Origin of the sequence: Imbroritus primus (genome assembly GCF_964332355.1) — a bacterium.
Taxonomy (GTDB): domain Bacteria; phylum Pseudomonadota; class Gammaproteobacteria; order Burkholderiales; family Burkholderiaceae; genus Imbroritus; species Imbroritus primus.
On record NZ_OZ201293.1, the window covers coordinates 1,944,532 to 1,963,488 of the forward strand.

The 18,957-nt window shown below is 62.2% G+C and carries 17 protein-coding genes; 12 read left to right on the plus strand and 5 right to left on the minus strand.

The window, feature by feature from the left end:
* Nucleotides 1-203 precede the first annotated feature (203 nt).
* Complete coding sequence (locus ACQ3C8_RS08860; RefSeq protein ID WP_428851323.1) at nucleotides 204-1,373, plus strand: tyrosine-type recombinase/integrase; 1,170 nt, start codon at nucleotides 204-206, stop codon at nucleotides 1,371-1,373.
* Nucleotides 1,374-1,547: 174 nt separating this feature from the next.
* Here the strand turns inward: ACQ3C8_RS08860 and nhaA are convergent, their stop codons facing one another.
* The 3 genes from nhaA to ACQ3C8_RS08875 form a co-directional block, all read right to left on the minus strand.
* Nucleotides 1,548-2,747, minus strand: a complete 1,200-nt coding sequence (gene nhaA, locus ACQ3C8_RS08865; RefSeq protein ID WP_428851324.1) for a Na+/H+ antiporter NhaA — start codon at nucleotides 2,745-2,747, stop codon at nucleotides 1,548-1,550.
* A gap of 188 nt (nucleotides 2,748-2,935) precedes the next feature.
* The gene (locus tag ACQ3C8_RS08870) at nucleotides 2,936-3,121 is read right to left on the minus strand and encodes a hypothetical protein (protein WP_009521229.1); all 186 of its coding nucleotides are present in this window, start codon (nucleotides 3,119-3,121) and stop codon (nucleotides 2,936-2,938) included.
* Nucleotides 3,122-3,238: 117 nt separating this feature from the next.
* Complete coding sequence (locus ACQ3C8_RS08875) at nucleotides 3,239-4,900, minus strand: ABC transporter permease (RefSeq protein WP_428851325.1); 1,662 nt, start codon at nucleotides 4,898-4,900, stop codon at nucleotides 3,239-3,241.
* A 246-nt stretch (nucleotides 4,901-5,146) separates the two neighbouring features.
* Between ACQ3C8_RS08875 and ACQ3C8_RS08880 the strand changes: the two genes are divergently transcribed.
* Together ACQ3C8_RS08880 and ACQ3C8_RS08885 are read left to right on the plus strand one after the other, a co-directional pair.
* The gene (locus tag ACQ3C8_RS08880) at nucleotides 5,147-6,244 is read left to right on the plus strand and encodes an ABC transporter ATP-binding protein (RefSeq protein WP_428851326.1); all 1,098 of its coding nucleotides are present in this window, start codon (nucleotides 5,147-5,149) and stop codon (nucleotides 6,242-6,244) included.
* A 505-nt stretch (nucleotides 6,245-6,749) separates the two neighbouring features.
* Nucleotides 6,750-8,510, plus strand: coding sequence for a DEAD/DEAH box helicase (locus ACQ3C8_RS08885; protein WP_009521232.1), 1,761 nt, complete (start codon nucleotides 6,750-6,752; stop codon nucleotides 8,508-8,510).
* 109 nt (nucleotides 8,511-8,619) lie between these two features.
* Here the strand turns inward: ACQ3C8_RS08885 and ACQ3C8_RS08890 are convergent, their stop codons facing one another.
* The gene (locus ACQ3C8_RS08890; protein ID WP_428851327.1) at nucleotides 8,620-9,879 is read right to left on the minus strand and encodes an SUMF1/EgtB/PvdO family nonheme iron enzyme; all 1,260 of its coding nucleotides are present in this window, start codon (nucleotides 9,877-9,879) and stop codon (nucleotides 8,620-8,622) included.
* Nucleotides 9,880-9,962: 83 nt separating this feature from the next.
* A complete protein-coding gene (egtD, locus tag ACQ3C8_RS08895; protein ID WP_428851328.1) occupies nucleotides 9,963-10,994 on the minus strand; it encodes an L-histidine N(alpha)-methyltransferase in 1,032 nt (343 codons plus the stop codon).
* A 661-nt stretch (nucleotides 10,995-11,655) separates the two neighbouring features.
* On the opposite strand from egtD, the gene ACQ3C8_RS08900 reads away from it, so the two are divergent.
* The 9 genes from ACQ3C8_RS08900 to ACQ3C8_RS08940 all read left to right on the plus strand — a co-directional run bounded on the left by ACQ3C8_RS08900 (nucleotide 11,656) and on the right by ACQ3C8_RS08940 (nucleotide 18,904).
* Entirely contained in the window at nucleotides 11,656-12,348 is a 693-nt protein-coding gene (locus tag ACQ3C8_RS08900; protein WP_428851329.1) for a TerC family protein, read from the plus strand.
* Between the two features lie 143 nt (nucleotides 12,349-12,491).
* A complete protein-coding gene (locus ACQ3C8_RS08905) occupies nucleotides 12,492-13,286 on the plus strand; it encodes a thymidylate synthase (protein WP_009521237.1) in 795 nt (264 codons plus the stop codon).
* A 70-nt stretch (nucleotides 13,287-13,356) separates the two neighbouring features.
* On the plus strand, nucleotides 13,357-13,860 hold the full coding sequence (locus tag ACQ3C8_RS08910) for a dihydrofolate reductase (protein WP_428851330.1): 504 nt from the start codon (nucleotides 13,357-13,359) through the stop codon (nucleotides 13,858-13,860).
* 279 nt (nucleotides 13,861-14,139) lie between these two features.
* Nucleotides 14,140-14,610: a hypothetical protein gene (locus tag ACQ3C8_RS08915; RefSeq protein ID WP_009521239.1), complete on the plus strand. Its 471-nt coding sequence runs from the start codon at nucleotides 14,140-14,142 to the stop codon at nucleotides 14,608-14,610.
* Complete coding sequence (locus ACQ3C8_RS08920; RefSeq protein ID WP_428851331.1) at nucleotides 14,607-15,212, plus strand: hypothetical protein; 606 nt, start codon at nucleotides 14,607-14,609, stop codon at nucleotides 15,210-15,212. Before ACQ3C8_RS08915 ends, ACQ3C8_RS08920 begins: the two co-directional genes overlap by 4 nt.
* A 19-nt stretch (nucleotides 15,213-15,231) precedes the next feature.
* Nucleotides 15,232-16,071 (plus strand): hypothetical protein, encoded by an 840-nt coding sequence (locus tag ACQ3C8_RS08925; RefSeq protein WP_009521241.1) that lies wholly within the window; start codon nucleotides 15,232-15,234, stop codon nucleotides 16,069-16,071.
* 79 nt (nucleotides 16,072-16,150) lie between these two features.
* Nucleotides 16,151-16,843, plus strand: a complete 693-nt coding sequence (locus ACQ3C8_RS08930) for a C39 family peptidase (RefSeq protein WP_428851332.1) — start codon at nucleotides 16,151-16,153, stop codon at nucleotides 16,841-16,843.
* A 1-nt stretch (nucleotide 16,844) separates the two neighbouring features.
* A complete protein-coding gene (locus ACQ3C8_RS08935; protein WP_050980995.1) occupies nucleotides 16,845-17,603 on the plus strand; it encodes a hypothetical protein in 759 nt (252 codons plus the stop codon).
* Between the two features lie 59 nt (nucleotides 17,604-17,662).
* Nucleotides 17,663-18,904: a transporter gene (locus ACQ3C8_RS08940; protein ID WP_009521244.1), complete on the plus strand. Its 1,242-nt coding sequence runs from the start codon at nucleotides 17,663-17,665 to the stop codon at nucleotides 18,902-18,904.
* Nucleotides 18,905-18,957: the final 53 nt, after the last annotated feature.

The window sequence follows — 18,957 nt, forward strand, 5'->3', positions numbered from 1 at the left end:
AAGTGGGATTTTCGGAGGGATTAAGATATGACGTTCAACTACCGCCCAGTGACGTGGGTTACAGTCGAAAAAATATCAGAGCTGACGGGTCGCTCGGAGAGCGCATTTAATCACTTGGTTGCGGATGGCCGTCTCGTGGAAGGCATTCACTGGAAATGGTCACCGGACAACAGGCGACACTTCAACCTTGAGGAATACGATAAATGGGTGGCAACCAGCAATTCGAAGGGGTCTACGCGCGGGAGGCGTCGATCCTCATCAGTTTCCACTGGGAAGGGCGACGCCATAGGGAGCGACTCGCCATTGCGCCAACCACCGCAAATCTCCGCGCTGCTGCCCGCTTGAGAGACCAGATTGTCAAAGCCATTGAGATCGACAAATTCACGCTCGACGACTTTGCCACGCACTTTCCTGATTCGGCCTACCTGCGCAAGGTAGGCGGTCCAGTCGGGGCTACATTTGAAGTCGTTGTCGAGAATTGGTTAACAGTGGTGGGCCAGGATCTGGCTGCGACCACTGTCAAGGAGTACCGCAATACCTTGGCGCGCCATTTTCAGCCGGATTTCGACCAGCGCCAGATTGCTTCAATTAGCTACGAGGAACTTGCGTTGCATTTAGCGGCGAAAAAGATTCGCAGTGGGAAAACGTTCAACAATATTATGACGCCTGTGCGTGGCGTATTCGCCTACGCCCTTAAAACCAAGCGTATCAGTATCGATCCGACACTAGAAATCCCTGCGCGGCAGCACCAGAAAGCGAAGCCGGATCCACTGGAAGTGCATGAGATCGAGTTGGTATTAGATCACCTACGAAAACGCGACAGCAGCCAGTGGCTAAATTACTTCGAGTTCGCATTCTTTACTGGGTTGCGCCCGTCCGAACTTATCGCTCTTAAATGGAGTAGCGTCGATTTCCTCCGCAAGCGCGTAACAGTGGAAAGCGCCAGGGTACGCGCTGTGGACAAGGACGCCAAGACCCACCGTTCACGCGATGTGGATTTACAGAGTCGGGCGCTTGCTGCGCTGAAGCGCCAGAAAGCACATACGTTTATGGCTGGCGAGCACGTGTTTCATAATCCAGCGACAGGCCTAAGATTCTTCGATACAGGGGCACCCGTACAGGACTGCTGGCGGCCTACCCTAAAGGCAGTCGGCCTGCGGGACCGTGACGCCAAGCAGACCCGGCACTCCTTTGCCACAATGTGCCTGCACGCCGGAATGAATCCCGCCTATGTGGCACGGCAAATGGGCCACATTGACACGCGCATGTTCTTTGAGGTGTACTCTAAGTGGATCGACGGCCAAGCCAATGACAGGGAGATATCGAAGTTGGATGCGCTTTTTTCTCAGTCGCACGGGGCAAAGTCGTTGTGACAGTTTTTGTGACAGAACAAGGTAAATCATGGGAAACAGTTGACGAGAGATCAACGGTTTGCGCCCATGAATTCCCTTGAATTTGGGCTTTTACAAATTCGATTCCTGTCGGCGGGACCACCTCCTCCACCTTCTCCATTTCCTCTTCACTACCCTCCTGAGCCACCGTGCGCTTCACTTCGAACGCGCAGGCACGCTACGCAGCAGAACCGCACCCGCCACCGCCGAGACCAGCGACCCGAGCAAGACACCCAGCTTCACGCCGTTCTGCAAGGCGGCATCATCCGGAAATGCCAGCAGTCCGATGAACAGGCTCATGGTGAAACCAATGCCGCACAACAGCGCCACGCCATAGAGTTGGCGCCACGACGCATGGCTCGGCAACTGGGCCCAGCCGAGGCGGATGGTGGCAAGCGCGGCCAGAAAGATGCCGGCTTGCTTGCCCACGAACAGGCCCAGCGCGATGCCGAGCGGAACCGGTGCGAGCAGTGCCTGTGGCGACACGCCGGCAAACGTGACGCCGGCATTGGCGAAACCGAACACTGGCACGATGAGAAAGCCGACCCACGGCGCAATGGCGTGCTCGAGCCGCAACAACGGCGATGTCGGTGCGCCTGACTTCGCTGAATCATCAGCATCATGCGGAATGGTCAGCGCCAGCAGCACACCCGCCAGCGTCGCGTGAATGCCAGATTTGAGCACACCAACCCAGAGCACGAGGCCCACCAGCAGGTACCAGGGCAAACGCCGGCAACCGAGCCGGTTCATTACCACGAGCAGTGCAAGCACGGCAGCCGCGGCAATCAGCGCGCTCACCTGGAGCTGGCTCGTGTAGAAGAAGGCGATGATCAGGATGGCACCCAGGTCGTCCAGAATGGCCAGCGCCGTCAGGAAAACCTTGAGCGAAATAGGCACGCGTGAGCCGAGCAGTGAAAGCACGCCGAGCGCAAAGGCGATATCGGTGGCGGCAGGAATGGCCCATCCGGCGGGCTGGCCCTGTGCGCCCTGGTTCAGCGCGAGGTAGATCAGCGCTGGCCCGGCCATGCCGCCAAGTGCCGCGGCGCCGGGCAGAATGCGCCGGTGCCAGGTGGACAATTGCCCGTTGATGACTTCGCGCTTGATTTCGAGCCCGACCAGCAGGAAAAACACCGCCATCAAACCATCGTTGATCCAGTGCAGGATCGAGAGGCCGCCCAACGAATAAGCCAGCGCCGCCGTGTAATGCCCGGCCCATGGCGAGTTTGCCACGAGCAAGGCGAGCGCAGCCGCCAGCATCAGGATCATGCCGCCCGCGGCGGGATGCTGAAAAAGGATCTGGAAACGTTTGGCCGGACGGCCGTGGGCATGTTGCGGACGGGAATGGGCGATCGACATGCGTGTGCTCCAGAAAACGGTTGATCTCGTTCTCCGTATTCGAGTCCTTGCAGCGGACCCGGGCGCACGCAGCACACGCCATGTGCCACCATTTTACCTGCTGCGTCCCGCCCAGGCAAACGTGTCGCGGCGAGACATGAAAAAGCCCGCCCTCGGGGGGGCGGGCTGGCTGCGGACGCTCCGCACCTTCACGTCAAGTCTGGCAGCACATCCAACATCAACAGGCCGAATATCAATCCGAGAATCGACCCTAGGATCCGCCATCCAATCCGGACGGAACGAATCGTTGCTGGCACGGTGCTGAATGCAATCGCACCGGCTAGGCTGACAGTCACCAACAAATACATGCTGAAGAAGGTGGTCGGAAAATCCATGTCCGCCTCCGCTACCAGTGTTGCACTGGCGCTTTCAGTATAGGCGGTACAGGACGGGATGCAATACGGGCGCGCGGCCTGTCGGCATACCTGCACTGTGTGCAGGTTCGGTACCTGTCACTCCTTGCGCGAGATTGCGCGCGCCAGCAGGATCACGGGGATCAATCCGGCCAGCACGATCGTCAGCGCCGGCACTGCTGCTTCACCGAGGCGTTCGTCGGCGGCCAGCTGATTGGTGATGACCGCGAGCGTATCCATATTGAACGGACGCAGCACCAGTGTTGCCGGCAATTCCTTCATCACGTCCACGAAAACCAGCAAAGCTGCCGTTAGCACGCTGCGCCGAAGCAGCGGCGCGTGAATCCGGGTCAGCAACTCCCAGTTGGACGCGCCCAGGCTGCGTGCACTCGCATCGACGGCAGGCGTGATCTTGGCGAGACCAGCTTCGACCGTCTGCAGGCCCGCCGAGAGAAAGCGGACAAGATACGCATACAGCAGCCCAAAGATGGTGCCGGTCAGCGCGAGCCCGGTGAACCAGCCTTGTGCGTACATCCAGTGATCGAGGCGCGTCAGCGGAATCAGAATGCCCACGGCCAGCACTGCGCCCGGCACGGCGTAACCGAGGCTGGCGATATCGTTGCCGAGCCGGCTCAGCCGCCCCGGCGCAAGACGTACGGCATAGGCCAGCAGCAAGGTACACACCACGGCAAGCACTGCCGTCAGCGAGGCCAGCTTGAGCGTGTTGGTCAGCCACAGCAGATAGCGTTCGACATTCAATGTCTCGACATCGCGCAGCGCCAGACGCAGCATGATCCAGGTGGGCAGCACGAAGCCGATCAGCAGCGGCAACATGCACACTGCATTGGCGACCACCGCAGCTGTGCCCGACAGGCGGCGCGCTTCCGGCTTGCGGAAGCGCTGGCCGACGCCGTAGAAACGCAAGCGCCCACGGCTGCGCTTTTCGAGCACAAGCAGCACGAAGACGAACAGCAGCAATGCCGATGCCAGTTGTGCCGCGGCGACGCGGTCGCTCATCGACAACCAGGCGCGGTAGATACCGGTGGTGAAGGTCTGCACGCCAAAGTATGCAACGGCGCCGTAATCGGCCAGCGTTTCCATCAGCACAAGCGCCACGCCGGCCGCTGCGGCCGGGCGTGCCAGCGGCAGCACCACACGGAAGAACGCTTGCGCCGGACTGCTGCCGAGTGTGCGCGCGGCATCGTGCAAGCGCGGGCTGCGCTCGATGAATGCGGTCCGCACCAGCAGGTAGACATAGGGATACAGCGCGAAGATGAACACCAGCGCCGCGCCACCAGTCGAGCGGATCTCGGGAAACCAGGGCAGGCGCCGCTCACCCGTCAGTTCACGCAGCAGGCTCTGCACGGGACCGGAGAACTGCAGGAAATCGGTGAAGGCGTAGGCCATCACATAGGTGGGTACCGCCAAAGGCAGGATCAGGGCCCACTCGTACAGGCGCTTGCCCGGAAAATCGTAGGCCGCCACGATCCACGCCACGGCGATGCCGATGACCGCGGCGCCGAGACCGACCGAAACCAGCAGGATCAGCGTGGTTCCGATGTAAGACGGCATGACCGTCTGCAGCAGGTGGCGTAGGATGTCGCGCGACGCGGCATTCGGGTCGAGCACCGTCGCCAGCAGGCCGAGTACCGGCACGGCCACGACGGCTGCCAGAGCCAGCGCGATCCAGGGCATCCATGTGTGATAGCGGCGCACCGCCCCTAAACGGCGGGATGGCCGCACAGCGGGAGCGGTATCCATGGGAGCAGCTTGGTCGGGCATGGCGCAGGCAAGACAGAATGTTGAACCGGATACCGTCCGGGATGGCGGCACGACACCACCACCGAAAACATCGAGGCTGGTCTGCGTGGGTAGCGCGGCAGGCTGGCGGATTGCCGCGCACGCGCATTGCAAATTATACTCATTCGCTTAACCATTACCGATGTCGCCCTGACCGCACCGGACTGGCTACCCTGCCAGCCCTCTTGCGGTCCGACCTGCCGCTTCATGACGCAGCCACACCTGCAACTCGACCGTATCCACATTGCCTACGACACCCCGACGGGTGCCCAGGAAGTCATCAGCGGCCTGTCCCTGGCCCTGGCCAAGGGCAAGATCGGCTGCTTGCTGGGGCCATCGGGTTGCGGCAAGACCACCGTGCTGCGCGCCATCTGCGGCTTCGAGCCCCTGTCGGGCGGCGCCATCACACTGCACGGCGTCACGGTCAGCGACGCCCGGTACAGCATGCCGCCGGAGAAACGCAAGGTCGGCGTGGTGTTCCAGGACTACGCCCTGTTTCCGCATTTGTCCGTCGCCGACAACATCGGCTTCGGCCTGCGCAAGCTGCCCCGCGATGCGCGGCAAGCACGCGTGCAGGAGCTGCTGGGACTGGTCGGCCTGCCCCAGGCCGGCGGCAAGTATCCGCACGAACTGTCCGGCGGCCAGCAGCAACGCGTCGCCCTGGCCCGCGCCCTGGCGCCTGCGCCGGAACTGCTGCTGCTGGACGAGCCCTTTTCGAACCTCGATGTCGATCTGCGCGAGCGTCTTGCGACCGAGGTGCGCGACATCATCAAGCATGCGGGCGCGACGGCCATCCTGGTCACGCATGACCAGTTCGAGGCCTTTGCCATCGCCGACGAGATCGGTGTGATGTCGAATGGCACCATCGTGCAGTGGGACGACCCATACAATCTCTATCATCAACCGCACACGCGCTTTGTCGCCGACTTCATCGGCCGTGGCGTGTTCGTGCCTGGCCGCCATGTGGCGGAAGCGGACGGCGAGGCACATGTCGATATCGAGCTGGGGCAGTTGCCGCTCTCGGCCTGCGAGATCGCCGAGCAGCATCTGGCTAACGGTGGGGACAGTGTCGACGTGCTTCTCCGGGCCGACGATGTTTTGCACGACGACGACAGCCCGCTCAAGGCCCAGGTGGTGCGCAAGGCATTTCGCGGCGCCGATTTCCTGTACACGCTGCGGCTGCCATCCGGGCGCGAGGTACTGGCCTACGTGCCCAGCCACCATGACCATGCCATTGGCGAGATGATCGGCATTCGCCTCGTGGCCGACCATGTGGTGACATTTCCGGCACGCGCAAGCGCATGAATCCAGCGGCTAGTGGATTCCGCTGTCCCGGATCCACAACGCAGTTCCGGTCCGGCAAGAGATTTGCGATGCACTGCAACAATTTTTCAGGGCGTCTGTTATACTGCGCGCCAGTGAGTTCGCCATGCGAGCCCCGCGAGGATGTTTTTCCGGCGTTGCTGTCCTGCGCCACCCTGCCCGCACCCGCTCCCATCTCTGCATTACCGTCCACTGTCCGGCTTGCCGGCCACAGACCTCCGCAGAAGCAATCTCACCTGATGCTTCGCCTCCGATCCTGTTAAGGCAGTGCATGCGCCGCTTGTGTGCGCAATGAAACTGCCCGCCTGCCGGGAAATGTGTCAGCTAGCCAGTCCGAGCGATTGGTCGCCGATCCTGTCCCCAGCCTGCCACCGTAGCCAGCCTGGCTGTCCCTACGGTCTCATTGATTGGCGCCGACGCCCACGACGACGCTGCATACCGCCGCTCCGCTCAACCGGAAGGGCGCTGCTTTTTCTGAAAGAACCATATGACACAGCAACTGAACGAAACGACTCAGCCTATCGTGCCGAGCCCGATCGAAAAACTCGAAGCCATTCTGCACGCCGGCGATACCGCCGCTACCGCACCGCAGGCCACCGACTCCCCCTTCGCCGCGCTTGGCCTCAATGCCAATCTGCAACGCGCTCTCGCGGAAATCGACTTCACCCAGCCGACCGAAGTCCAGGCCAAGGCGATCCCTGCCTCGCTGGCCGGACGCGACCTGCTGGTCTCGAGCCAGACCGGTTCGGGCAAAACGGCCGCTTTCATGCTGCCAGCACTGCAACTGATCAGCGAGAAGCCGGCCCCTGCCCGTCCGCACTCTGACGAACCAGTCAAGCGTATGAAGGGGAAGCGCCCGCGTCCGCAGCCGGCGCAACCTTCGCTGCTGGTGCTGACGCCCACGCGCGAACTGGCGCTGCAGGTAAGCAATGCCACCCTGCAGTTCGGCAAGCACCTGCGCCGCATTTTCTGCGCCAGCATCCTTGGCGGCATGCCGTATCCCAAGCAGTTGGCCATGCTGGCCAAGATGCCGGACATCCTGGTCGCCACGCCGGGCCGCCTGCTCGACCATATCGCCTCGGGCCGCATCGACCTGTCCAAGCTGGACATGCTGGTGTTCGACGAAGCCGACCGCATGCTCGACATGGGCTTCACCGATGACATCGACGCTATCGTCGCCGCCACGCCGGCAACGCGCCAGACGCTGATGTTCTCGGCCACCGTGGACGGCAACATCGCCCGCCTGGCAGCGCGCATGCTGCGCGATCCGCAGCGCATCGAAATCGCCGCGGCGAAGGTAACGGCGAACAACATCGAACAGCGCCTGCACTATGCGGATGACCTGTCGCACAAACAGCAACTGCTCGACCATCTGCTGCGCGACGTGTCGCTCAAGCAGGCCATCGTCTTCACCGCCACCAAGCGTGACGCCGACTCGCTCGCCGAACGCCTGGCCGACACGGGCTTTTCCGCTGGGGCGTTGCATGGCGACATGAACCAGGGTGCGCGCAACCGCATGCTGACCGCCCTGCGGCGCGGCAACATCCAGGTGCTGGTGGCCACCGATGTAGCCGCTCGCGGCATCGACGTACCGGACATCACGCACGTGGTGAACTTCGACCTGCCGAAGCAGGCCGAGGACTATGTGCACCGTATCGGCCGCACGGGCCGCGCCGGCCGCGCCGGCATCGCCATCAACCTGGTGAACCACGGTGAAGTGTTCCAGTGGCGCCGCATCGAGCGCTTCATCGACCGTCGCCTGGACGCCACGGTCATCGCCGGTCTTGAACCCAAGCGCAGCGCTGCCCGCAGTGCACCCAAGGGCAAGCCGCGCTTCGAGGGCCGTCCTGGCCAGTCGCGCCAGGGACGTCCGGGTGGCAATGGCGGCGGATATGGTGGCGGACGCAGCGAAGGTTTCCGTGGTGACGGTTTCCGCAACGACGGCCCGCGCCACGATGGTTACCGCGCAGACGGCTACCGTGGCAAACCCGGTGGCCGACCGGACGGCTTCCGCGGCAACGCGGACAACCGCGGCAATGTGGAAGGCGCCAATGTGAACACCAACCCGTGGGCCAACACGCGCCGCAACGATGGCGGCTACCGTGGCCAAGCCACCGGCGACCGCTATCGCGGCGATGGTGCGGGCAACGGCTTCGGCAACCGCAACGGTGACTATCGCGGCGCGGCGCGCCCGCGCAGCAACGACGGCTTCCGTGCTGGCGGCCGGTCGCGCTTCAACGACCGCTGATCGCCTGCTGATCGATTGGCATCGCACGCCCCGGCGGGTTTACTCGCCGGCTGCGATCACAATGCCAGCCTCCGTTGCGCATGATTAGCCGCGCATCACGCCAGCGTGATCACACGGCGCATGAGCGGAACCCGATCCAGCCAAGGTCGGCACCGGGTTCCGCCGCCCCTCTGAAACAGGCGCTGCGGAATGCAGGCGGCGTCATCCACGCCGCCCCGCGTACCGCTTGGTACACGCCAAAGTAAGGCAAACTCCAGGTATCGTCACGCCCCGGCAGGAATCCATCGTAGGGTTCGAACACCGAACCGGTCCATTCGCGTACGCTGCCCCACTGGAAAGTGCCATTGCGGGTTGCGGCCATCTCCCACTCATCCTCGGTCGGCAAACGACGACCCGCCCAACGGCACCATGCTTCCGCCTCGAACAGGCTGACATGGCAGACCGGCTCATCCAGCGGCAACACGATATCGCTGCCAAAGCGCTGCATATGCCAGCGCACTGTCCGCCCCCCCTCGCGCTGGCGCGACCAGTAGCGCGCCACGGAGCGTTCCTGGAACATCATCCATTGCTGACCGGCGGCACTCCACCAGGCCGGGTTGTCGTAACCACCATCTTCCACAAATGCCAGGAATTGGCGATGACTCACTGGCGCTGCGTCGATCTCGAAGGGCGGGACATAGGTGCGCTGCGCCGGGCGTTCGTTGTCGAACGAGAGTCCTTGGCCCGCATCCCGGCCCAGTGTCATGCGTCCACCGGTAAACGAAAGCGTCCCGGGTTCGCAACGCCATGGCGCGCGGGCCATGCCACCGGGCAAGGGGCGGCCCAGCGCCTGCAGAATGGCGATCAAGCCTTCCGCCTCCAGCACCTCGCGGAACAAGGTCATGCGAAAAGGTTCGAGGGCCTCGTCGGAATCATCATGCAGGTTTGTGAGCTGCGCCAGGATGCGTTCAAGCGTGTTGGCCGCATAGGCCTTGATGACCGCCAGCTCAGGAAGTGTGACTTCCCAGCGCGTGTCAGGCGGAATCCGGTCGGCATCGAACCACGCATCAGCGCCATCCAGCAAGGTGGGCGCGGCCGGCTCCCAGAGAGAACCGGCAGGGCCGCGGATTTCGGAGGGATCGCGCAGGCACCATTTCTCGCCATACCAGGCCAGGTTGCCGAGCGTCCACTGCGGCGGAGAAAACTCATGGCTGGGCATCAGACGCCAGTTGCGCTCATGCATGCCAAATGCGGCCAGCAAGCTCAACGTGCGGTTGCGTGCGTCGACCAGCGCGTGTGCAATGCCCTGACGAGGCATGGTGCGCGCGTCGTGCCAGGAATCCCCGGCACCCGTGAAATACAGGTCCGGCAACATGAAGAACCCCGCCATGAAATGAGTCCTCGGATCAGGAACCTTCATTATGGCATCGTCGGCCGCCGGCCTGCACACGCACGCCCTGCCATGAGCTGCGTCTAGCCGCGCGCGTGGAATACTGCGAAGGCGTCCTGACGGTCGTGCCACACACAGATGTCATCGAAGCCAGCCTGCTCGAGCAACAGGGCAAAATCCTCGTCGCGATATTTGTATGAACTCTCGGTATGGATACGCTCGCCATGCAGAAAGCGGCGGGTTCCGCCTGACCAGGTCACAGTTACATCGCGCCGGGCCTGCAGGTGCATTTCGATGCGGTTGTGTGCGGCATTGAACAGGGCGATGTGTTGCCAGTCCCCCACCTCGAAATCCGCACCGGCAAGGCGATTGACGTGTCGCAGGATGTTGAGGTTGAAGGCCGCCGTTACGCCGAGCGGATCGTCATACGCATCTTCGAGCGTCTCCACCGACTTGAGCAGGTCAACCCCGATCAGCACTCCGTCGCCCCGCGCGCTTGCCGCACGGATGCGCTGCAGGAGCGCCAAGGCTTCGATCGGCGTAAAGTTCCCGATGCTCGATCCGGGGTAAAAAAACAGTCGGTTGTCACGTCCCACCGTGGACGGAAAATCGAATGGCGTCGATAGGTCGGCGCCGACCGCCTGCATGGCGATCTCGGGAAACTGGCGTTGCAATCCTTCGAGCGTATCGCGCAGGTACTCCACCGAGATATCCACGGGGACATACTGCGCCGGTCGCAAGGCAGGAAACAGCCGCGCCGCTTTCTGGCAATTGCCGGCCCCCAGGTCGATCATCACCGGCCGCTCGCCGATCCGTCTCGCGATATCGTGCTGGTGTGTCGCCAGAATCTCTGCTTCGACGCGCGTCGGATAGTACTCGGGCAAGGCAGTGATCGTGTCAAACAAGCGCGAGCCAAGTCCATCGTAGAAAAACTTGGGCGACAGCCATGCACGCGGCGCCGTCAGGCTGGCGGTGATTTCGGCACATGCGGCATCGGGGTGCTTGGCGAACTCTGCGCGGGATGCACTGCGTGCACGGTCAGGACGAACGGATGCGGGACGGGTAGCTGGCCGGACTTCAGGCGGTGACGATTGCGACGACAGGACTCCTGGCATGCTTGCTCCTCCTTGGTGGGTACGGACCTCAAGCAGTGACCATGCCAGCCAGCGCAGCCTCGCGGGATAAACATGCAGATGCGATGGCCGTGCATCACCGGACACTACCCGGACCATATCAGTGGCAAGGCGATGACAGCCGCCGTCGTCTCCTGCATGAAGCGGACGGCCGCCAGCGTCGGGACTCATCTTACTCCCGCATATGTGATACGGCCACCACGAAATACGGGACATGCGTAGCGATCCCGTGACGCATACGTGGCTAATGGCTGCAAGTGTCTGCTCCTCTGCATTTTTTTGCACAACGATTGTAAAGTTGACACCGCCTACGCCACGCAGCTTGAAAATCCGGGCCGCCTCCTGCCAGCCCCGATTATTGCAATGCACAGCAATGAATTGCCGCTAGCCGGTTTTTTTGCCTTATAATCCGCCCAACGCTGATAAGCGTCCCTCCAAAGGGGAGTAGCTCCGGGACCTGGTCCTGAGCACAATCGTCATTACGAGACGTCCGTCTCCGGTTGTGCTGGTTGCGCACCTGCTGTGTGCGTCTCCGAGCGAGACCTTTGCGACCTGTCCAATGGTCCGCAAAGGCGTCCCTACGCGCTCCATTCGACAGTCTTCCGAGGGTCTTTTCGACTTTTAAACTGTCCGAGGAAAATTCATGGAGTGGTTGACTGATCTGTTTACGATGCAGTTCCTGACAGCACTGGTATCGATCATCATCATCGATCTGGTGCTCGCCGGCGACAATGCCATCGTGATTGCGCTGGCAGCGCGTAACCTGCCGCCTCACCTGCAAAAGAAAGCCATCGTCTGGGGCACCATCGGCGCGATCGTCGTGCGCTCGGCCATGACGCTTGCCGTCGTGTGGCTGCTCAAGATCCCGGGTCTGCTGCTGGTGGGCGGTGTCGCGCTGGTGTGGATCGCCTACAAGCTGCTCACCGATGATTCGGGTGACGACGAACACGGCGCCGCACAAAACACCCTGTGGGGCGCCATGAAGACCATCATCATCGCCGACGCGGTGATGGGCATGGACAACGTGCTGGCTGTGGCCGGCGCCGCACACGGCAGCTTCCTGCTGGTGGTGCTCGGCCTGCTGATCAGTATCCCCATCGTGGTGTGGGGCAGCTCGCTGGTGCTGCGCCTCATGGAGCGCTATCCGTCGATCATCTACATCGGTGCAGGCGTGCTGGCCTTTACCGCTGCGAAGATGATCGTCAGCGAGCCGATCGTCAAGCCGACCATCGCAGCCTATCCGGTACTGTACTGGGCCACCTTCGCGCTTTGCCTGGGCATCGTGCTGCTCGGTGGCTACCTGGTCAAGAAGCGTCGCGCTGCCGCCGCAGCCTGACCTTCCGGCTTACGCCCTCAAGAAAAGGCCCCTCCGGGGGCCTTTTTGCATGCTGTTGGCCGCCACCACCCCGGTAGCGGCTCTATGGGATAATGTGGCGGTACTGCTGTCTGGGCATTGCCGCGCAACCTCCTTTCTCACGAATGAAACAATACCTCGACCTGATGCGCCACGTGTATGAGCATGGCGTGGAAAAATCGGACCGGACCGGTACCGGCACACGCTCGGTCTTTGGCCACCAGATGCGCTTCGATCTGCAGCAGGGTTTTCCCATGGTGACGACCAAGAAGCTACATCTGAAATCCATCATTTATGAGCTGTTGTGGTTTCTCCAGGGCGCAACCAATGCGCGCTGGCTGCAGGAGCACGGCGTAACGATCTGGGATGAATGGGCCGATGCCAGCGGCGAACTGGGGCCGATCTATGGTTACCAATGGCGTTCCTGGCCGGCGCCGGATGGCCGCCACATCGACCAGATCAGCCAGTTGATGGACCAGTTGCGCAGCAATCCCGATTCGCGCCGCCTGATCGTATCGGCTTGGAACGTGGCCGATATCCCGCGCATGAAACTGCCGCCGTGCCACGCTTTCTTCCAGTTCTACGTGGCCGAGGGCAAGCTGTCGTGCCAGCTATACCAGCGCAGTGCCGACATCTTCCTGGGCGTGCCGTTCAACATCGCCAGCTACGCCCTGCTCACGCACATGATCGCCCAGCAAGCGGATCTCGATGTCGGTGATTTCGTCTGGACCGGCGGCGACTGCCACCTCTACAGCAACCATTTCGAACAGGTCCGCACGCAACTGGCCCGTGAGCCCATGCCGCTGCCGACCCTGAACTTCACACGCAAGCCGGATTCGATCTTCGACTACCGTTTCGAGGACTTCGATATTGCCGGCTACACCTCCCATCCGGCCATCAAGGCCCCGGTTGCCGTTTGAACATCCAATCGACCGCATGATCGATCACCCGATCGGGTCTGCGGCCGGTTACTGATCCAAGATCCGCATTGTGACCATCCTGACCCTGATCGTCGCCAAGTCCCGCAATCACGTCATTGGCCGTGACAACACGCTGCCGTGGCGCCTCCCCGAGGACCTCGCGCATTTCCGCCGCACGACCATGGGCGCGCCAATCCTGATGGGCCGCAAGACCTACGAGTCGATCGGCCGTCCTCTGCCGGGCCGGCGCAATATCGTCATCAGCCGTAACCGGGATCTGGTCATCGCAGGTTGCGAAGTCGCGCATTCGCTTGAAGAGGCGCAACTGCTCTGCATCGGTGTGGAGGAAATCTTCCTCGTCGGCGGTGCGCAGCTGTATGCCGAGGCGTTGCCCAGCGCGGACCGGCTGATCGTTACCGAAGTGGATATCGAGATCGATGGTGACGCGTTTTTTCCACCCATCGACCGGAAAGTATGGCGGGAAACCGCGCGCGAAACACATCGGGCGGCACCGCCAAATACCTTTTCCTTTGCGTTCGTCACCTACGAGCGCCTGCCATCCCAGGCCGAGTGAGGGCTAACCCCGAGTCCTGCCCAGCCGTGCGCCTGTATCACGGCTGATACACTTTTGGCCGGTGCGGCGCAGCCCGTTGCCAGCCGCGGCGTCCGGCACCTGACATACCGCTGCGCGCCCCTTCTCCACCCCGCTGCCACGCGATATCGGTTTCACGCCTGAAACCGATATCGCGACGTTTTCCAGTCATCTCGCGCATCCTCTCCGCCACACCGCCAGCCTGCGGGGCACATCGCCCGTGGCACGCTTGTCGCTATGGTGTGGGCGAGGGAGAAAGCCATGACGCCTACAACTACATACGTCTGGCGGGGGGAGCCTGCGCGCATCTTGTGTCTGATGATGCTGTGTGCCGCCGCCGTTCTCGCAGCAATGCCTGCCCAGGCTGACAGCGGGGATATCGTGGTCCTGCGCGAGGTGGCACCACGCGTGGCCTACCGGGGCCTACCGCGCAACGAAATCCCCGAACACACCGTTATTGATACCTTCCCGCAGCAGCAGTTTGCCCAGGCGACCGACCTTGAACTCGGCCGTGCTCAGGCCGGACCGCTGCGCTCTGTCCAGGCACAGATCGCCATCGGCAATCCGGCCACCAGCATGGCCCAGCCAGGATCGCTGCTGAGCGACGCGCTGATCGGAGGTGGCCGGCGCGACGGTGGTGGTGGTATTGCAGATCGCGTGCAACAGGCCACCGGCATGATTTCCGGAGCGGTGGGCCAGGCGCTTGCCCCATTGAGCGGAGGCGCGCGATGAACCGCAATCCGCGTGCATTCGCCTGGCTATCCATCTTCGTCATGCTGTGGTTCGGCCCGGCTCAGGCGCAAAGCATCGCTCCCCTGCCCGCCAGCCTGTCGACACGGATCGATGATGCAGCAGGCAGTGACATGCGCGGCCGCGTCGCCGTGAACGTGGCGGCAGGCGCAGGGAACGCCCAATCCAACACGGCTGTTCTGGCGCCAGACGGCGTCGCCGTCGTGCGCCAGAACCAGGCGGCGCGCATCCAGGCCGGACCGGGCGCGGCGTCGAGCCATATCGGCGCCGATGTCTTCCAGAACGCCAATGGCTTGCTCAGCCTCAACATGGCAAGTGGCTACGGCAACCTGCAGGGCAATACCGTCGCGGTCGCACAGGCCGTCGAGATCGAAACGGTTGCGGACAGCATGCTGCAGTCCACCACCGCGCACAGGAGTCGCAGCGATGCACCCGTTGTCGTGCCATCGCACCGCCAGGCAACGGTTCACCCGGATGCCTTCGCCGGTGCCAATGGCATCGTCCAGGTGAATCAGGCGGCAGGATCGGGGAATGTCGCATCCAACGTTTTTGTGCTCCGTCCCCCGGCGGGCACTTTTTTCTAAGTGAAGGCAGGAGAATGTCATGAAAGCAAAACTTGTTGCACTGGCAGCATTGGCCACGCTGTCTTCCGGCGTCGTCTTTGCCGGGTCGGGATATGGGTCGCATGACAAGCCGGATGATGCGGATATCTACAACTACACGCATCTGTCCAATGACATCCATGTCGCCGGATACGGGCTGGCACTGGGTCTGATCAAGTTCGGCGCGGAATCGGCCGCCACGGTCAACAGCGATCAGATCAGCATGTTCGGCACGACGATGAATTTCGGTGGCGAAAACAAGGCACGCCTTGGTGGTAATGCGCTGCGCGGCGCGGAAGGCAATATCGGTGTGAACGTGTCGGCTGGCGCGGGCAATGCCCAGGCCAACGACGCGGCACTGACCGCAGTGGATGGCGGCGGCTCGTCGCATAGCAACGGATATCGCAAGGATCACAAGGACAACGATGCGGCAGCCGTATTTGCAGCGGCACAGGTGTTCTCGTCGCAGACTGGCAAGTCGAACCTCGCGATGGTATCCAATGCGGAAAACGTCGCATCCCTCAACGGCAATGCGCTGCGCAATGCGGCGGGCAATATCGGCGTGAACATCGCATCGGGCGCCGGCAACCTGCAGAACAATGGCATGGCCGGTTCGACCAACAGCTCTGGCACGCTGGCGAAGGCCACGTCGTCCAATGCCCAGGCATCGTTCGGCAACGTGCTGTTTGAGCTGGGCTGCGATCCGGTCAACAGCGCCGTGGTTTCCGGCAATGCACTGCGCGGGGCGACCGGCAACATCGGTCTGAACCTGACGGCTGGCGCTGGCAACCTGCAGCACAACGGTCTGGCCATTGCCACGGCGACTGCGCCGCGGAATTGATGGTCCGTTTCACGGCACCATGTGCCGCACGCGGTGGCCGTCCACGGATGGCCACCGCCCTGGGATGACGAGACACGCCATGCGCCTCTATACGATCCTCGCCGCACCTCTGACAGGATGGCTCCTGTGCAGTGGCGTGGCCGCGCAGACGGCCGTGCCGCTGCAGATCGACGGGCAGCCGGCAATCACCAAGCGCGTGACGAGCCTGGCCGCGATGCGTTACCGCAATGTGATGCGCCAGGAACTGGATTTCAGTTGCGGCGCGGCAGCGCTCGGTACGTTGCTGCGGTATGGCTATGGGGTCGATATCGAAGAACGCCGCATCATCAGCGACATGCTCAAGATATCGGACGCCGAGGAAGTCATGCGGCGCGGATTTTCAATGCTGGACATGCGCAACTATGTCGAGACGCTCGGCTTTCGTGGCACAGGATTCCGTGTCGAACTGAGCGCGCTGCGGCAACTCAGGATTCCCGTGATCGTCCTTCTGGACATCAAGGGATACCAGCATTTCGTCGTGGTACGCCAGGCGGCGGAAGGACGGGTATTCGTCTCCGACCCTGCGCTGGGCAACCGCATCATGCCGGAGCATGAATTTGCCGAAGCATGGAACAACCTCGTGTTTGCCGTGATCGGCCAGCCTTTCCCGCAAACGTCAGAGCTGCTCAAGGCCGACGCGCCTGTACTCCGCCAGCGCACCGACGCGGCGATGCGTGCAGGCGCGCGGGCGCCGTCAGTCGATTTCGGGCTGGCGCACATGGATTTTTTCTGACATGAACAACGCTCGCTGGATTCTTCCCATGACCCTGCTGGCATGTGGCACGCCAGCCTGGTCAGCCGCGCCGGTCCAGCCCGTGATGGTCGAGCTGGTCGATGATGGTGAACTTGCTGCCGCGCGCGGCAAATACCTCGGCCAGTTCGTCGTAACAGGATTCATGGTTGAAATGGCGACGCAATGGCTCAATCATGAAGCGCTTGCCACGGCAAGTGCGCGCCTGACCGCTGCCGGTCTCGATCGCGGCGGCCACCCGGAAGTCTCTGTGAATACCGCCGCAAACGTCAATGCGTCGGCGCAGGCTTCTTCTGCCCCCGCGCCTGCCGGTGTAGCCGGTCTGCAGATCAGCGGGCTCGGGCAGATCTCGCAGATCGCTGGCGATGGCAACACCATGGCCAATGTCACAACCATCGCCTTCCAGCGTGAGCCGCTGCCAGGCGCTGGGCCAGGCGGCACCACGACAAGCGATGCGGCTGCGGCCGGCTATCGTGCCCACGCCGCCATCGCCGGCAATACCTTGCTGATTGGCGTAGCGACACCCAATGGGGTCGCAACCCAGGCAATTCAATCCCGCGCTCATTCGGTCAATACCGGTGGAGCGGGCAACCTGATGCAGACGGCGCAGATCGTCGGCCATCAACAACAAGTCGTTAACCAGATGTCGGTGCAGCTCCAGATCCGGTCGATGAGTGCCAGCCAGTTGTCGCAGATCGGTATCGGACAAGCACTGGAGGCAGTTTCGATGTTGCGTCGTTAGCCATGCGCTCACTGGTTTGAACAGGTAAGTGCCTGGCTTTTTTCCGGGGGGAAACAGCCATGTCAAGCAAGCGTCAATGGGCGACAGCTCTGGTAGGTGTACTCCTGCCGATCGCCGCCGCCAGTCAGGAAGTCATCGGTCAGGATCCACGCGTTCCGGAGTTGATGCGCCAGATCGAGCGTCAATCAACTCTGATCCAGGCGCTCGAAAACCGGCTCAATGAACTTGAGATGCGCCAGACGCGGGGCCGAGGTACCGATGGGCCGATGCTGGCACAAGCCGGCGGCGACAGCCGCACGCCGGAAGTGACCATCGGCTCGGAGGCACGCGATACCCAGCAGCAGGCGCGCGTACAGAGCAAGGACCTCATCTACCAGACCGAGCACGCCCCGCTGTTCGAGCGCCGCTTTACCATCGACGCCGGTTTCAGTTATAGCTACTACGATCGAAGGCGGTTGGCACTGAGCGGCTTCCTGGCGTTGGATGCGATTTTCCTCGGCACCATCAATCTCGACCAGACCAAGTCGAGCACCCTTACCTGGGATGTCACTGGCCGCTACGGGCTCACGGACCGCCTCAGCATCGATGCCAACGTGCCGTTCGTCTACCGCAACAGCTCATTCTTTTCGGGCGGTGCGGGCGGCGCGGCGACGGTGGTCAGCGAAGCCAGCAAATCGTCTACCAATATCGGCGACGTCAGTGTCGGGCTGTACTATCAGCTCATCAAGGAAGCCGCCGGCGTGCCGGACGTGGTAGCAAGCTTGCGTGTACGCGCGCCGACTGGCAAGGCGCCGTTCGGCATCAAGCTGGTGCAGGCCGATGCGACCAACACTAACCTGAATATCGAGGAAAGCCTGCCGACTGGTAATGGCGTTTGGAGCGGCACCCTCGGCCTGTCGTTCCTGAAAACGTATGACCCGATCGTACTGTTTGCCAGCCTCGGCTATACGTACAACAAGCCGCAGTCCTTCTCCGATATTTCGTCGGTCCAGGGCGTTGTCACGCCTGGCCGCGTCAAGCTCGGCGACTCGATCAACGTCGGTGGTGGTCTCGCCATTGCGCTGAACGACCGGACCGCGCTGTCAATGGCATACAGCAACGTGTTTTCGCGCGCCACCAAGGTCACCACGGCGACGGGCACGCAATCGGTGATCGGCAGCAAGACCAATGCGGCAACGATGACTTTCGGCCTGAATCACGTCCTGACGAAGAATCTTTCGATCAGTGCTTCGCTGGCGCTGGGTATGACACCGGACGCACCGAACTATGTGTTCGGCTTGCGATTCCCTTACACGTTTTGACGCATAAAGGGGGGAGAACACGGTATCCACAAGGTTCGAGCCTGATATCGTGT

Excerpts from the sequence above, each read along its gene's own strand:
- ACQ3C8_RS08875 (WP_428851325.1), bottom strand. The coding sequence starts at position 4,900 with ATGGATACCGCTCCCGCTGTGCGGCCATCCCGCCGTTTAGGGGCGGTG.
- ACQ3C8_RS08940 (WP_009521244.1), top strand. The coding sequence starts at position 17,663 with ATGTCAAGCAAGCGTCAATGGGCGACAGCTCTGGTAGGTGTACTCCTG.
- egtD (WP_428851328.1), bottom strand. The coding sequence starts at position 10,994 with ATGCCAGGAGTCCTGTCGTCGCAATCGTCACCGCCTGAAGTCCGGCCA.
- ACQ3C8_RS08880 (WP_428851326.1), top strand. The coding sequence starts at position 5,147 with ATGACGCAGCCACACCTGCAACTCGACCGTATCCACATTGCCTACGAC.
- ACQ3C8_RS08905 (WP_009521237.1), top strand. The coding sequence starts at position 12,492 with ATGAAACAATACCTCGACCTGATGCGCCACGTGTATGAGCATGGCGTG.
- ACQ3C8_RS08890 (WP_428851327.1), bottom strand. The coding sequence starts at position 9,879 with ATGGCGGGGTTCTTCATGTTGCCGGACCTGTATTTCACGGGTGCCGGG.
- ACQ3C8_RS08925 (WP_009521241.1), top strand. The coding sequence starts at position 15,232 with ATGAAAGCAAAACTTGTTGCACTGGCAGCATTGGCCACGCTGTCTTCC.
- ACQ3C8_RS08870 (WP_009521229.1), bottom strand. The coding sequence starts at position 3,121 with ATGGATTTTCCGACCACCTTCTTCAGCATGTATTTGTTGGTGACTGTC.
- ACQ3C8_RS08935 (WP_050980995.1), top strand. The coding sequence starts at position 16,845 with ATGAACAACGCTCGCTGGATTCTTCCCATGACCCTGCTGGCATGTGGC.
- ACQ3C8_RS08885 (WP_009521232.1), top strand. The coding sequence starts at position 6,750 with ATGACACAGCAACTGAACGAAACGACTCAGCCTATCGTGCCGAGCCCG.
- ACQ3C8_RS08915 (WP_009521239.1), top strand. The coding sequence starts at position 14,140 with ATGACGCCTACAACTACATACGTCTGGCGGGGGGAGCCTGCGCGCATC.
- ACQ3C8_RS08900 (WP_428851329.1), top strand. The coding sequence starts at position 11,656 with ATGGAGTGGTTGACTGATCTGTTTACGATGCAGTTCCTGACAGCACTG.
- ACQ3C8_RS08860 (WP_428851323.1), top strand. The coding sequence starts at position 204 with ATGGGTGGCAACCAGCAATTCGAAGGGGTCTACGCGCGGGAGGCGTCG.
- nhaA (WP_428851324.1), bottom strand. The coding sequence starts at position 2,747 with ATGTCGATCGCCCATTCCCGTCCGCAACATGCCCACGGCCGTCCGGCC.
- ACQ3C8_RS08920 (WP_428851331.1), top strand. The coding sequence starts at position 14,607 with ATGAACCGCAATCCGCGTGCATTCGCCTGGCTATCCATCTTCGTCATG.
- ACQ3C8_RS08930 (WP_428851332.1), top strand. The coding sequence starts at position 16,151 with ATGCGCCTCTATACGATCCTCGCCGCACCTCTGACAGGATGGCTCCTG.